The following is a 12877-nucleotide window of genomic DNA, read 5'->3' on the forward strand; positions in this document are numbered from 1 at the left end:
GCGCACCTCGTCCACGGAATGGGCCTCCTCATCCGCTACGGTAGATGCCGTGCTCGTCATCAGTGTCTCCAGCCTCAAGGGAGGCGTCGGGAAGACTTCGGTCGCGCTCGGCCTCGCCTCCGCCGCGTACAACCGCGGCCTGCCCACCCTCGTCGTCGACATGGACCCGCAGGCGGATGCCTCGACGGGCCTTGACGTGCCGGTGACGACGCCGCTCGACGTCGCAGACGTGCTGGCCGCGCCCAAGACGAAGATCATCACCCAGGCGATCGTGCCCTCGGGCTGGTCCGGGGACGCCAAGGGCGCCCTCGACGTCATCCCGGGCAGCCCCCGCGCGGCGGAGTTCGACAGGCCGACGCTCTCCGAGCGCTACCTGCGCAGGCTCAGCGAGGCACTCACCGCGATCGCCGACGACTACCGCGTGGTGATCATCGACTGCCCGCCCTCCATGAACGGCCTCACCCGTGCCGCCTGGATGGCGAGCCAGCGGGTGGCCGTCGTGACGGAGCCCGGTCTGTTCTCTGTGGCCGCCGCGGACCGTGCGCTGCGGGCGATCGCGGAGCTGCGCCGGCGCGGGGCGCCGGACCTCCAGCCGCTGGGCATCGTGCCCAACCGCGTGCGCACCAAGTCCCGCGAGCACGAGTACCGCATCGAGGAGATGCGCGACATGTTCGGTCCCCTGGTCCTCAGCCCACCGATCCCGGAGCGCACCGTGCTCCAGCAGGCGCAGGGCTCGGCCCGCCCCATCCACGCCTGGCCCGGAAAGGTCGCAGGCGAGCTGGCGGGGGCCTTCGACGCCCTCCTGGACAGGGCCCTGCGGACCTCGGCCATGCGCAAACGCCGGGAGAGCGGGACCGCCGCGGCCGGAGCCGGCGAGCAGCCCCCGCAGCCTCCGCAGAGCCCGCCGCCGAGCCCCACGGCTCCCTGACGACGCCGTTCCCCGACGAAGACACAGCAGGAGGCCGGAACCGCTCCCCCGGTTCCGGCCTCCTGCTGTGTGTGCGGGCCTCAGCCCGCGTTGCGGGAGCTGCGCTCCCTGCGCGCCGCGAGCTCGTCCAGGGCCGCCGGCGGGATCTCGTCCGCGGGCCGCTCGCTCGGCAGCTCCGAGAGCGTGCCCTGGACCTCGCGCCACACGTGTCCCACCGCGATGCCGAAGACGCCCTGTCCGCCCTGGACCAGGTCGATGACCTCGTCCGCGTTCGTGCAGGCGAAGACGCTCGAGCCGTCGCTCATGAGGGTGATCTGGGAGAGCTCCTCCACGCCCTGATCCTGCAGGTGGCTCACCGCCACGCGGATCTGCTGGAGGGAGACGCCCGCGTCGAGCAGGCGCTTGACGATCTTCACGACGAGCACGTCGCGGAAGCTGTAGAGACGCTGTGAGCCGGAGCCGGTCGCCGCACGGATCGAGGGGACCACGAGCTCGGTGCGAGCCCAGTAGTCGAGCTGGCGATAGGTGATGCCGACGACCTTGCACACGGTGGGTCCGCGGTAGCCGGCCTCGTCGTCGAGGTCCGGGATGTCGTCGTCGAACAGCAGTCCCTGCGTCGATCGCAGCAGGGAGCGGTCCTGCATCTGTTCCTGTTCAGAGCGGTTCACACCGACTCCTCCTTTACACCCCAGGGGGAAGCTGGGCGTGAGCGAGGCCTTGGGTGCAGTCGATTCTACACCCGCCTGCGCGGCACACCGGGGTAACGGGCACATACAGAAGCTACGCACCGGGGCGACCGCATGCACGGACCCTCCCGGTAACGATTTCGGCGTGTCGCCGTTACCGCAGTAATCGAACATCACCTCATCCGCCCGGCCGCTCGGCGGTCAGCAGGCGCGCCCTGGCGTGGGCGGCGTAGGAGGGGACGTACTCCTGTCCGGACAGCCGCATGATCTCGTCCATGACGGCGTCGGTGGTCCGCCGCAGGGCGAACCGGTCGTGCGCCGCGGTGGGGTCCGGGCCGCCCAGGTGTAGGGGCTCCCCCACGATTACACCCACTCGCCGCAGCCGCGGGAGGAGCGCCCCGGCCGGCCGCAGCCTGTCGGTGCCGACCACCGCGACCGGCACCACGGGCGCACCCGTGGCCAGTGCCAGCCTGGCGGCCCCGGTCCTGCCGCGGTGCAGCCTGCCGTCCGGGCTCCGCGTGCCCTCGGGGTAGATGCCGAGCACGCCTCCCTCCTCGAGCACCTTCCGGCCCATGCCGAGCGAGGCCTCGGCACCGGCGCCCCCGCTGCGATCCATGGGGAGCTGCCCGGTCGCGAGGAAGAAGCGCCGGACGAGGGCGCCGCGCAGCCCGGGCCGCCGGAAGTACTCGTCCTTCGCCAGATAGACCACCCGGCGGGGCAGCGCCAGCGGCACGAAGACGGAGTCCATGAAGGAGAGGTGGTTCGCGACCACGATCGCGGGGCCGGCCTCGGGCAGGTTGTCCACCCCGCGTGCCCACGGCCGGAACAGGACCCTGAGCACGGGGCCTGCGAGCACATGCTTGAGGAACCAGTAGAGCACCGCCGGCCCGTCCCTTCCGTTCGAACGTCAGCGGCCCCCGCGGACGTACGGCGGGACCGCGTTCTCACAGTACAACGAGCAGCTTCCCACGAGCGGGCCGCGCCCGCGTGTGGGAAGCTGGTGGCATGATGGATCCCCATTCGCCGTGGCTGAGGGAGGGTGCCGCCGAGGCGCCCGCGGTGCTCCTGCTCCACGGCTTCACCGGCTCCCCCGGGGCCTTCCTCTCCCTCGCGGACGAGTTCGCGCGCGATCCCGGCCCGGGCCTCCCCGGGATCACCGTGAGCGTCCCCCTGCTGCCCGGGCACGGCGGGACCTGGCAGGAGCTCGCGCGCACGGGCTGGGACGACTGGCTCGGCGCCGCCCTCACCGAGTACGACCGCCTCGCCGCCGCACATCCGGCCGTTGTGGTCGCAGGGCTCTCGATGGGCGGAGCGCTGGCGTGCGCGCTCGGGGTCGAGCGCGATCCGGCCGCACTCGTGCTGGTGAACCCCGCGCTCCGCATCGACTCCCCGCTCGCACCGCTCCTGCCCGTGCTCGGGCGGGTGGTGCCGAGCATCCCGGCGATCGGCGACGACATCGCCATGCCCGGAGTGAGCGAGCACGCAGGCGACCGCACGCCGCTGGCCGCACTGCGGAGCTTCCACGCGGCCCTCCCCGGCCTGTGCGACCGCCTGTGGGCCATCCGCGCGCCGGTCACCTGCTGCCTCTCCGGCGCGGACTCCGTGGTCTCCCCGCGGAGCCATCGCATCCTCCGCAGCCGTCTCACCGCACCGCTGACCACGGTGCCCCTGCGGCGCAGCAGGCACGTCGCCACCGTGGACTACGACGCCCCCGTCATCGCGGACCGGATCCGGCGGGCACTCGGGCAGGCCGTCGCCTCCGGCGCGCCGGGAGGCGGGGCATGAGCGGCCGGGAGGAGCGCGAGCCGGACGACCGGGACGACCGCGAGGACCCAGAGGCCCTCCCGGAGGCGGAGAGGATCGCGGACGCGGAGTGGCAGGCCTTCGTCGCGGAGCTCCGCGGACAGACTGCGGCCGTGCCCGAGGTCAGCCCCGAGGAGATCCGGGACGTGCTCGACGACGAGGACTGGTCGCCCCCGGAGCCGGAGCCCGTCGGCTGGCGCACCGCCTCCCCCACCCTGGTGCTCGGGCTCGTGGGCGCACTGGGCGGCCTGCTCGCGCTGCTACTCGGTGCGGTCTTCCTGCGTCCCCTGCCGGGCTGGGCGCTGCTGGCGCTGCTCACCGTCACCCTGGCCTCGGCCGCGGTGCTCTTCACCCGCCTCCCCGGGTCGCGGAACCCCGAGGCCGACGGCGGGGAGGTCTGAGCCGGTTCCCGCGTCCGTGCCGCGTGGCACCATGAGCGCATGCCGTTCGACCGCACCCACACGCACACCCGCACCGGCCAGCTCTCGCTGTCGGACCTCGGCACACCCCTGCACACGGTCGACTTCGTCGTCGTCGACCTCGAGACCACCGGCGCCTCCAACGGCGCGGACGACATCACCGAGGTGGGCGCCGTCCGCGTGCGCGGAGGCGAGGTGCAGGGCGAGTTCCAGACGCTCGTGAAGCCGGAGCGCACGGCCATCACCCCCTTCGTCAGCAGGCTCACGGGCATCACGAATGCGATGGTCGCGGACGCCCCTCCGCTGACCTCCGTGCTCCCCGCCTTCCTGGAGTTCGCCTCCGGTGCCGTGCTCGTGGCGCACAACGCGCCGTTCGACATCGGCTTCCTGCGCCGCGCCTGCGCCCACCTGGACTACCCCTGGCCCGCCCCGCAGGTCCTGGACACCGTCACCCTCGCCCGGCGGCTGCTCCCCCGCTCGGAGGTGCCCAACCACAAGCTCAGCACCCTCGCGGCACACTTCCGCGCCCGCGTCTCACCGGACCACCGCGCGCTCGCAGATGCCCGCGCCACCGTGGACGTGCTCCACGGCCTGTTCGAGATCTGCGGCTCCCACGGGATCGAGACGCTCGAGGACCTCGGCACCGTCCGCGCGGCCGGCTGGGCGAAGCGGAGGAGGAAGACCCACCTGGCGGACGGGCTCCCGCACGCGCCTGGCGTCTACACGTTCCTCGACGGCTCCCGCCGGGTGCTCTACATCGGATCCAGCCGCGATCTCCGGCAGCGCGTGCGCTCCTACTTCACCGCCGGGGAGACGCGGGGCCGCATGACGGAGATGGTGACCGCCGCCCAGGAGGTGAGTCCGCTGGTCTGCGCTACGGAGCTGGAGGCGCGGGTGCGGGAGGTCCGCCTCATCGGCGAGCTCGACCCGCCCTACAACCGGCGGTCGCGGCAGCCGCAGCGACGCCACTGGATCGTGCTCACCCGGGAGGCGTTCGCGCGGCTCTCCGTCGTGCGGACGCTCACCCCGGCCCACGAGGAGGCGGAGACGGTGCTGGGACCCTTCCGCTCGCAGAAGCGGGCCACGGTGGTGAAGCGCCTCCTCGAACAGGTCTTCCCGCTCAAGACGTGCACCGCCCACGTCGGATCCGCCTCCTTCGCACCGTGCGCCGCGGCGCAGGTCGGGCGCTGTCACGGCCCGTGCGCGGGGCAGACGGACGCGCAGGCCTACACGGAGGCGCTCGCGGAGCTGCACGGCCTCTTCACCGGGGACGCGCACGGCTTCCTCCGCGCGGCCGGGGAACGGATCGGCGCGCTCGCGGGCGAGCAGCGCTATGAGGCCGCCGCAGAGGTCCGGGACGCCGTGGAGGCTCTGCTCGCCACCGCTGCCGCCGAGGAGGCCCGCACGTGCCTGCGTGCGGTGCCGGAGCTCGCCGCCGCCTCACCCCGGGACGGGGGCGGCTGGGACATCGCCGTCATCCGGCACGGCCGGCTCGCGGCCGCAGGCACCAGCCCGCAGGCGGCGGGAGTGCCCCGCACAGCCGCCGCGCTCAGCAGCTCGGCGGAGTACGTCCCGGTTTGGGAGCGCACGGCACCCCACACGTGGGAGGAGGAGACCGATCTGCTGCTGGCATGGCTGGGCGCCGGACGAACCCGGGCGGTCACGGCCGCCCGGGCATGGGAGCAACCGGCGGCGGGCTTCGCACATGCTCGCGCGGAGTGGCCCGCCGCAGCCAGGCCGGGAGCGGTCAGGACTCCGTGAGACGCCGCGAGGCCTCGATCATGGCGTCCAGCTTCGCCGCCGCGGCGCCGGAGTCCAGTGCGGCCTCTGCGCGCCGCAGGGCGGCGGTGAGCCGCTCCTCCAGCGGCGCCTCCGCCGCTGAGCCCGCCGCCACGAGGGCCGCGGCGGCGTTGAGCAGCACCACCTCGCGGACCGGCCCGCGCTCGCCGGCCAGGGTCGCGCGCATGACGGAGGCGTTGTAGGCCGGGTCCCCTCCCCGCAGATCCTCCTTGGTCACCCGCGCCAGGCCCAGGTCCCGGGCGTCCACGGTGTGCTCCGTCACCGCGCCGTCACGCACCTCCCAGACGTCCGTGGGGGCGGTCGTGGAGAACTCGTCGAGGCCGTCGCGGGAGCGGAACACCAGCGCGGAATCGCCCCGGGCGGCGAGCACGCCGGCCACGAGGGGCGCCATCGCGGGGTCTGCGACGCCCACCGCCGTGGCCCGGGTGCGGGCCGGATTGGTGAGCGGGCCGAGGATGTTGAACGCGGAGGGCACGGCGATCTGCTTGCGCACCGGGGCGATGAAGCGCATGGACGGGTGGTAGACGTTGGCGAAGGCGAAGGCCATGCCCACCTCGTCGGCCAGGGCGACGGACTGTTCCGGCGTGAGGTCGAGCGTGAGACCGAGGACTTCGAGGACGTCCGCCGACCCGGAGGCCGAGGAGGTCGCCCTGTTCCCGTGCTTGACGAGGCGCTGGCCGGTCGCGGCGATGACGAAGGAGGCGGTCGAGGAGATGTTGACCGTCTTCGCCCTGTCGCCGCCGGTGCCGACGATGTCGACGGCGTCGGAGAGGCCCGGCAGCGGGACCGCGTGGTCCAGCATGGCCCGCACGAGGCCGGAGATCTCCTCCACCGTCTCGCCCTTGCCGTGGTGCGCCACGAGGAACGCGGCCATCGTCACGTCCGGCACCTCGCCGGACATGATGGCGTCCATCGCCCAGGCCGCCGTCGCCTCGTCCATGTGCCTGCCCGCCATGAGGCCCACGAGCAGATCCGGCCATTCGCGGACGCCCACGAGGACGTCGCCCTCCGTTCCGTGGGCGGGAGAGTGGACGAGGCCGTTGTCGGCGGCGGAGGAGACGGGCACGGGAGCACTCCCTCGTGATCGGTGATCTGGCGTGTGCCGAAAGGCACTGCGCCAGCCTATACAAGCGGGCGACACACCGAGTGCGGGGCCCCGGCGAAACTTTTCTCACAGATCTCACAGGCTCGCGATCCGCGTCAGCATGCGGGTTCTTCCTACACGCTGTAGAAGAAGAGGCCCGCGCTACCTGTGCGGAAGGTGAAATCCCCCTGCAAACCGGGTAATAATGGGGGCGTGTCAACCGTAGCTGCATCCTCCTCAGCGCCAGTTCATCCCTCGGTGAACCGGCCAGATTCGACGACCGTGGGGTTCATCGTCTGGCTGGCAAGCGAGCTGATGTTCTTTGCCGCGCTCTTTGCCATGTACTTCACCATCCGGTCGGTCGTACCCGACCAGTGGGCGACCGAGACCGCGAAGCTCGACATCCCCTACGCGCTGGTGAACACCCTCATCCTCGTGTCCTCGTCCTTCACCTGCCAGATCGGCGTGTGGAAGGCGGAGCACAAGTTCCAGCCGGCACGCACCGGCAGCCTGCTCAACGTGAAGTCGTGGGGCATGATCGAGTGGTTCTACCTCACCTTCCTGCTCGGTTCGGTGTTCGTCGCCGGCCAGATCATGGAGTACGCGACCCTCGTCTCCCACGGCATCGCCATCAACTCGAACGGGTACGGCTCCGTGTTCTACATGACCACGGGCTTCCACGGCCTCCACGTGATCGGCGGCCTCATCGCCTTCCTCTTCGTGATCGGACGTGCCTACGGCGCCAAGCGCTTCGGACACCGTGAGGCGACCTTCGCGACCTGCGTGTCCTACTACTGGCACTTCGTCGACGTGGTGTGGGTGGGCCTCTTCGCGGTCATCTACATCCTCAAGTGACCCGGCTCGTCACACGCCAAACGAAGACGCATCAGAAAAGGACCTCACAGTGAAGCTTCTCGCCACACGCCGCCGCCACCCGATGGCTCTCGTCGTACTGCTCCTGGTGGGCCTGCTCCTGACGGGCGGCGCCTACGCCCTCTTCTCCAGCAGCACCACCGCGAAGGCGGACGAGTACAGCGCAGCTGACATCGAGAAGGGCAACAAGCTCTTCGTGACGAACTGCGCCACCTGCCACGGCATCAATGCCGAGGGCACGGAGAACGGCCCCAGCCTCATCGGCGTCGGCGCCGCAGCCGTCGACTTCCAGGTGGGGACCGGCCGTATGCCGCTGCAGATGCACGGCCCGCAGGCACAGGTCAAGGCGCCGCAGTTCTCCGACGAGGAGATCTCGCAGATGGCCGGCTTCGTCGCCTCGCTGGGCCCCGGCCCGGCCGTGCCGGAGGAGGAGTACCTCAACACGGCCGAGGGCGACGCGGCGGCGGGCGGCGGGCTCTTCCGCACCAACTGCGCCATGTGCCACAACGTCGTGGGCGCCGGCGGCGCGCTGACGCGCGGCAAGTACGCCCCCAACCTCTCCGAGGTCTCCGAGAAGCACCTCTACGAGGCCATGCAGACCGGCCCGCAGAACATGCCCATGTTCAACGACGCCAACCTCTCCCCCGAGGAGAAGCGCGACGTCGTCACCTACATCCGCGAGGTCTCCGAGGAGACCTCCCCGGGTGGCTTCAAGCTCGGTTCGCTGGGCCCCGTCTCCGAGGGACTCTTCATCTGGTTCTTCGGTCTCGCGTCCGTCATCGGCATCACCGTCTGGCTGACTGCCCGCTCCAAGTGAGCACAACGACTTCACCATCCGTTACGAGTTATAGACGAGGAAGCGAATGACCTCGATAGAGCACAGCGGCGGCACCGGCGCGCAGCTCGACGAGCTGAACGGGTTCCAGAACCCGGGGTTCGGCGAGCACAAGCCCCGCATCACTGACAGCGATCCCGCTGCCGAGCGCACAGCGGAGCGCCAGATCGCCGCGTGGTTCATCCTCTCGATGATCGGAACCGTCTGGTTCATCGTCGCCTACTTCCTGTTCCCCGTGGGCGAGACCCTCACACAGGTCCGCCTCCACAACACGGCGATCGGGCTCGGGGCAGCGGCGGCCCTGTTCGGCATCGGCATCGGCATCGTGCTCTGGGCGAAGAACCTGATCACGGACGTCGAGGTCGTCGAGGACCGGCATGACATCGCCGGCTCCGAGGAGGACCAGGCGATCGCCCTGGAGATCATCGACCAGGCGAAGAACGAGTCCGGCATCGCACGCCGGTCCCTCCTCCGCAACACGCTCATCGCGGCCGTGGCAATCGCGCCGCTGCCTGCGATCCTCGTGTTCCGCGATCTGGGCCCGCTCCCCGGTGACGCGCTCTTCAAAACCCTGTGGGGCCCCGGCGTCCGCCTCTGCAAGGACATCGGCATGATCCCCAGCGCCGAGGAGCTGCACCCCATCAAGGCCTCCGAGGTCACGATCGGCTCCGCGTTCCACGTCATCCCGGAGAACCTGGTCCAGGAGGATCCGCACGCCGCGGACGCCTTCCACGGTCTCGACGAGAAGGCGAAGGCCGCCGTCCTCCTCATGCGGATCGACCCGCGTGAGCTCAACACGGACCCGGAGCGCGAGGACTGGGGCGTCGACGGCATCGTCGCGTACTCGAAGATCTGCACGCACGTCGGCTGCCCCGTCGCGCTGTACGAGCACCAGACGCACCACCTGCTGTGCCCCTGCCACCAGTCGACCTTCGACGTCACCAACCACTGCAAGGTCATTTTCGGACCCGCCAAGCGGCCGCTGCCCCAGCTGCCCATCGAGGTGGACGACGAGGGATACCTCGTCGCGAAGTCCGACTTCACCGAGCCTGTGGGTCCGACCTTCTGGGAGATCAACACGAGGGAGACCAGCGCATGAGCCTCGCGACACAGCAGCCCACCACCGCCATCGGCAAGACCGCCGCATGGACGGAGCAGCGCACCGGGGCTTCCGTTGCCGTCCGCGAGTTCGGCCGCAAGATCTTCCCCGCGCACTGGTCGTTCATGCTCGGCGAGGTCGCGCTCTACAGCTTCATCGTCCTCGTCCTGAGCGGCACGTTCCTCACCTTCTGGTTCAAGCCGGCTATGGCCGAGGTCGTCTACCACGGCCCCTTCACCCCGCTCTACGGGATGGAGATCTCCGAGGCCTATCAGTCGACGCTCGAGATCTCGTTCGAGATCCGCGGCGGACTCTTCATCCGGCAGATGCACCACTGGGCGGCGCTGCTGTTCATGGCCGCGCTGTCCATCCACGCGCTGCGCATCTTCTTCACCGGTGCCTTCCGCAAGCCGCGTGAGCTCAACTGGCTCGTGGGCGTCGCCCTCGTGGCGATGGGCATGGCTGCCGGCTTCACCGGCTACTCGCTGCCGGACGACCTGCTCTCCGGCAACGGCCTCCGCATCATCGACGGCATCCTCAAGTCACTGCCGCTCGTGGGCACGTACATCTCGTTCTTCCTCTTCGGAGGCGAGTTCCCCGGCATCGACATCGTGTCCCGGCTGTACACGCTCCACATCATGATCGTGCCGGCGGTGCTCATCGCGCTCATCGGCATCCACCTCATGTTCGTGGTCATCCACAAGCACACGCAGTGGCCCGGTGCCGGACACACGGAGAAGAACGTCGTGGGCGAGCCCGTGCTCCCCACCTTCGCCGCAAAGGGCGGCGGCTTCTTCTTCATGATCTTCGGTCTGCTGGCGCTGATCTCCGGTCTGTTCACGATCAACCCGATCTGGAACTACGGTCCCTACGACCCCTCCCCCGTCTCCGCGGGCACCCAGCCCGACTGGTACATCGGCTGGGCGGACGGCATCCTCCGACTCATGCCGGGCTGGATGGAGTTCTACATCTTCGGGTACCCGATCAGCCTCAACATCAACATCGCCGTGGTCATCATGGGCGTCTTCTTCGGTGCGATGGCTCTGTGGCCGTTCCTCGAGTCCTGGCTGACCAAGGACACGCGCGAGCACCACATCCTCGACCGACCGCGCAACGCCCCCACCCGCACCGGGTTCGGCGTGGCCGCAATCGTCTGGTACTGCGTGATGTGGGCCGGCGCCTCGGGCGACCTCGTGGCGGTGTTCTTCCACATGTCGCTCAACGACATGATCTACATCTTCCGCGTGCTCTTCTTCGTCGGACCGGTCATCGCGTTCTTCCTCACGCGCCGGATCTGCATGAGCCTGCAGCGGAAGGACCGTGAGCTCGTCCTCCACGGGCACGAGTCCGGACAGGTCATCCGCCTTCCGCACGGTGAGTTCCAGGAGCGCCACACGGCCCTCACGCCGCAGGAGATGTGGAAGCTGACCGCGTTCGAGGCTCCCGCGCCGCTCCCGGCGCAGCCCGGCAAGGACGGCAAGATCAGCCGCGGTGAGCGCATCCGCGCTCGCATGGCCAAGGCGTTCTACGAGGACCGCGTCACCCCGGTGACGAAGGCCGAGCTGGATGCGGCCCACCACGACCACCACGAGGTCGAGGGCGGCAGCCACTCCGAGCAGCTGGAGAAGTGATCCTCAGCCGCTGACGGGACGCATGTCCCAGGTATGACACAGACCGAGGCCCGGCGGGATGGAAACATCCCGCCGGGCCTCGGTCTGTTCATGGTCAGATTCACGCGGTGCCACGGGGCGGTGCGGTGCTTGAAAGCGGCTACGCAGAAGAGGGCTGGGAACGGAAGGCGGGAATCGTGTCAGAACGGGGGTGCTTCGTCCTGTCTCCAGATCGCAGGCCGGGTGCTGGCACTCTGCGCACCGGTGTCGTCGGTGCGGCGCGACTCGGCACCGCTCCCACCCATTGTTGCATGCACTACGGCTACTCCCGGATTCCCGGGGCTCGGTTCAGTGATCCCGACTAGCCCAGTGCCCGCAGCCACACCAGCAGCCGCACCAGCAGCCGTGGTCGTACCCGCCTCGTTTGCCTCGACTGACGGACTGCTCTTTCGCGCTGACGTGCTCTCGTCCGCAGCGCCGCTGTCGTGTGTTCTCCCGTGGAGCAGGCTCTGGAGCTGTACCGCTGCCTGCACCTCATGAGGACTGGGCGGGGCGAGAGTCACGGATTCGCGCCCCAAGGGCCCCGACCACCGGCTCACACCCCCGCCGTCCTTCTTCACGGTCAAGAGGCCTTGGGTCTTGAGCTGATGACACGGCTGACACAACGGCTGCAGGTTCTCCGGAACTGTGAGCCCACCCTGGGTGGGCAGGAGATGGTTGAAGGGCAGGATGTGATCAGCCTGGCAACGCAGCGCGGTCCGTGTGCAGCCGGGGGCCGCGCACTGCTCGTGCTTCGCCGTCACTGTCCGGCGGACGTTGGCCGGGATGGTGTAGGTCTGTGCGGTCTCATCCAGGACGGTGCCGGTGAGGGGGTCGGTGAGGATCCGGTAGAGCACCGACTGGGTGGAGACGATCTGACGGGCAGCGTCGGCAGGGATGGGTGCGAGACCAGTGAGTTCGGCAGGCACCTCCCCGGCCGGGACCTCTCCCGTTGAGGCCTCTCCGGTCGAGGTGGGTGAAGTGAGGAGGTGGAGGACGGGCACGGTGACCATGACCGTGGCCTGCTGGGAAAGCCACTCACCCTCAGTCGGACACTGCACCCGCACAAGCGGCGGCAACACGGCCTCGACGGGCTGTCCCGCGGGAGACCCAGGTGTAGGCACACTCCTCCCCGCGGCTGGGGGTGGGGTTCTCTCCGTGGTTGTGGGTTCTGGGGCGCTTTCACCTGTCAATATCGGGTCTGACCGCGGCTGTTGCGCTTTCTGCTGGTGCCGTGGTTGTCGTTACTGCTGGTGGGGGTGGGAGGCGTCGTCTCCGGGAATCAGCGATCACCAGCGCATGAGCAGCAGTGATCGTGCCGGGCCGGGCACGATCACCCTGGAGTGGCACATGCACCACAGCATAGGTCTCTATCGGTGGGCCACCAGCAGGGTTGGTGAGCCGGATCCGGCGTTTCTCCACCACCGGCGGCAGAGACCCTTCCGGTGAAGACTGCAGGGAGGGTGAGGCCAGTGCAGAGTGCCTGCCGTCAGCGCAAGCAACGGTCGCGGCTCTCCCCTCACCGCCACCGGCGCAGTCGCCGATACCTCCGGCCGGCGTGGTAGCGCGTACAGCTTCCGTTCCCGCACACGTAGCAGTGCGTGTGCAGTCGGGTGCGTGAATGTCGAGGGGGACATAGGTTGCCGGTGCTGCCAGTGCCGCGAGATCGAACATGAGCTGATCAAGAGTCCGCTCCTCCAC

The 12877-nt window shown here is 69.8% G+C and carries 12 protein-coding genes; 8 read left to right on the top strand and 4 right to left on the bottom strand.

Features of this window, described 5'->3' with window-relative positions; translation table 11 throughout:
• Positions 1 to 49 precede the first annotated feature (49 nt).
• Positions 50 to 928: a ParA family protein gene (locus tag ABD240_RS16970; RefSeq protein ID WP_291796086.1), complete on the top strand. Its 879-nt coding sequence runs from the start codon at positions 50 to 52 to the stop codon at positions 926 to 928.
• Between the two features lie 80 nt (positions 929 to 1008).
• Here ABD240_RS16970 and ABD240_RS16975 read toward each other — a convergent pair whose 3' ends face one another.
• Positions 1009 to 1572, bottom strand: coding sequence for a MerR family transcriptional regulator (locus ABD240_RS16975; RefSeq protein WP_291796118.1), 564 nt, complete (start codon positions 1570 to 1572; stop codon positions 1009 to 1011).
• Between the two features lie 220 nt (positions 1573 to 1792).
• Positions 1793 to 2494: a lysophospholipid acyltransferase family protein gene (locus tag ABD240_RS16980; RefSeq protein ID WP_291796089.1), complete on the bottom strand. Its 702-nt coding sequence runs from the start codon at positions 2492 to 2494 to the stop codon at positions 1793 to 1795.
• Positions 2495 to 2619: 125 nt separating this feature from the next.
• Between ABD240_RS16980 and ABD240_RS16985 the strand changes: the two genes are divergently transcribed.
• Genes ABD240_RS16985 through ABD240_RS16995 form a run of 3 tightly spaced genes read left to right on the top strand, consistent with a single transcriptional unit; the run spans position 2620 to position 5597 of the window.
• Positions 2620 to 3399, top strand: coding sequence for an alpha/beta hydrolase (locus tag ABD240_RS16985; RefSeq protein ID WP_291796092.1), 780 nt, complete (start codon positions 2620 to 2622; stop codon positions 3397 to 3399).
• Positions 3396 to 3818: a hypothetical protein gene (locus tag ABD240_RS16990; RefSeq protein ID WP_291796095.1), complete on the top strand. Its 423-nt coding sequence runs from the start codon at positions 3396 to 3398 to the stop codon at positions 3816 to 3818. Before ABD240_RS16985 ends, ABD240_RS16990 begins: the two co-directional genes overlap by 4 nt.
• A gap of 39 nt (positions 3819 to 3857) precedes the next feature.
• Positions 3858 to 5597 carry a DEDD exonuclease domain-containing protein gene (locus ABD240_RS16995; RefSeq protein ID WP_291796098.1) on the top strand — a complete coding sequence of 580 codons (1740 nt, stop codon included), beginning with the start codon at positions 3858 to 3860 and terminating at the stop codon, positions 5595 to 5597.
• Here ABD240_RS16995 and trpD read toward each other — a convergent pair.
• A complete protein-coding gene (gene trpD / locus ABD240_RS17000; RefSeq protein ID WP_425547069.1) occupies positions 5584 to 6591 on the bottom strand; it encodes an anthranilate phosphoribosyltransferase in 1008 nt (335 codons plus the stop codon). The two genes, ABD240_RS16995 and trpD, sit on opposite strands and share 14 nt — an antisense overlap.
• 342 nt (positions 6592 to 6933) lie before the next feature.
• On the opposite strand from trpD, the gene ctaE reads away from it, so the two are divergent.
• From ctaE to qcrB, 4 genes are read left to right on the top strand one after another with little or no spacing between them, the layout of a single operon-like run.
• On the top strand, positions 6934 to 7575 hold the full coding sequence (gene ctaE / locus ABD240_RS17005) for an aa3-type cytochrome oxidase subunit III (protein ID WP_486303410.1): 642 nt from the start codon (positions 6934 to 6936) through the stop codon (positions 7573 to 7575).
• A 49-nt stretch (positions 7576 to 7624) separates the two neighbouring features.
• Positions 7625 to 8410, top strand: coding sequence for a cytochrome bc1 complex diheme cytochrome c subunit (gene qcrC, locus ABD240_RS17010; protein ID WP_291796103.1), 786 nt, complete (start codon positions 7625 to 7627; stop codon positions 8408 to 8410).
• A gap of 46 nt (positions 8411 to 8456) precedes the next feature.
• Positions 8457 to 9527 (top strand): cytochrome bc1 complex Rieske iron-sulfur subunit, encoded by a 1071-nt coding sequence (gene qcrA / locus ABD240_RS17015; protein WP_291796106.1) that lies wholly within the window; start codon positions 8457 to 8459, stop codon positions 9525 to 9527.
• Positions 9524 to 11158, top strand: a complete 1635-nt coding sequence (gene qcrB / locus ABD240_RS17020) for a cytochrome bc1 complex cytochrome b subunit (RefSeq protein ID WP_291796109.1) — start codon at positions 9524 to 9526, stop codon at positions 11156 to 11158. The genes qcrA and qcrB overlap by 4 nt, the downstream gene beginning before the upstream one ends.
• 179 nt (positions 11159 to 11337) lie before the next feature.
• Here the strand turns inward: qcrB and ABD240_RS17155 are convergent, their stop codons facing one another.
• Positions 11338 to 12189 carry an HNH endonuclease signature motif containing protein gene (locus ABD240_RS17155; protein ID WP_425547068.1) on the bottom strand — a complete coding sequence of 284 codons (852 nt, stop codon included), beginning with the start codon at positions 12187 to 12189 and terminating at the stop codon, positions 11338 to 11340.
• Between the last annotated feature and the right edge of the window lie 688 nt (positions 12190 to 12877).

The organism is Brevibacterium salitolerans (assembly GCF_039531405.1).
Lineage (GTDB): Bacteria > Actinomycetota > Actinomycetes > Actinomycetales > Brevibacteriaceae > Brevibacterium > Brevibacterium salitolerans.

Coding starts and splice junctions, on each gene's coding strand:
- ABD240_RS16985 (WP_291796092.1), top strand. CDS start 2,620: ATGATGGATCCCCATTCGCCGTGGCTGAGGGAGGGTGCCGCCGAGGCG.
- ABD240_RS16995 (WP_291796098.1), top strand. CDS start 3,858: ATGCCGTTCGACCGCACCCACACGCACACCCGCACCGGCCAGCTCTCG.
- trpD (WP_425547069.1), bottom strand. CDS start 6,591: ATGGCGGGCAGGCACATGGACGAGGCGACGGCGGCCTGGGCGATGGAC.
- qcrB (WP_291796109.1), top strand. CDS start 9,524: ATGAGCCTCGCGACACAGCAGCCCACCACCGCCATCGGCAAGACCGCC.
- ABD240_RS16990 (WP_291796095.1), top strand. CDS start 3,396: ATGAGCGGCCGGGAGGAGCGCGAGCCGGACGACCGGGACGACCGCGAG.
- ABD240_RS17155 (WP_425547068.1), bottom strand. CDS start 12,189: ATGGTCACCGTGCCCGTCCTCCACCTCCTCACTTCACCCACCTCGACC.
- qcrA (WP_291796106.1), top strand. CDS start 8,457: ATGACCTCGATAGAGCACAGCGGCGGCACCGGCGCGCAGCTCGACGAG.
- ABD240_RS16975 (WP_291796118.1), bottom strand. CDS start 1,572: ATGCAGGACCGCTCCCTGCTGCGATCGACGCAGGGACTGCTGTTCGAC.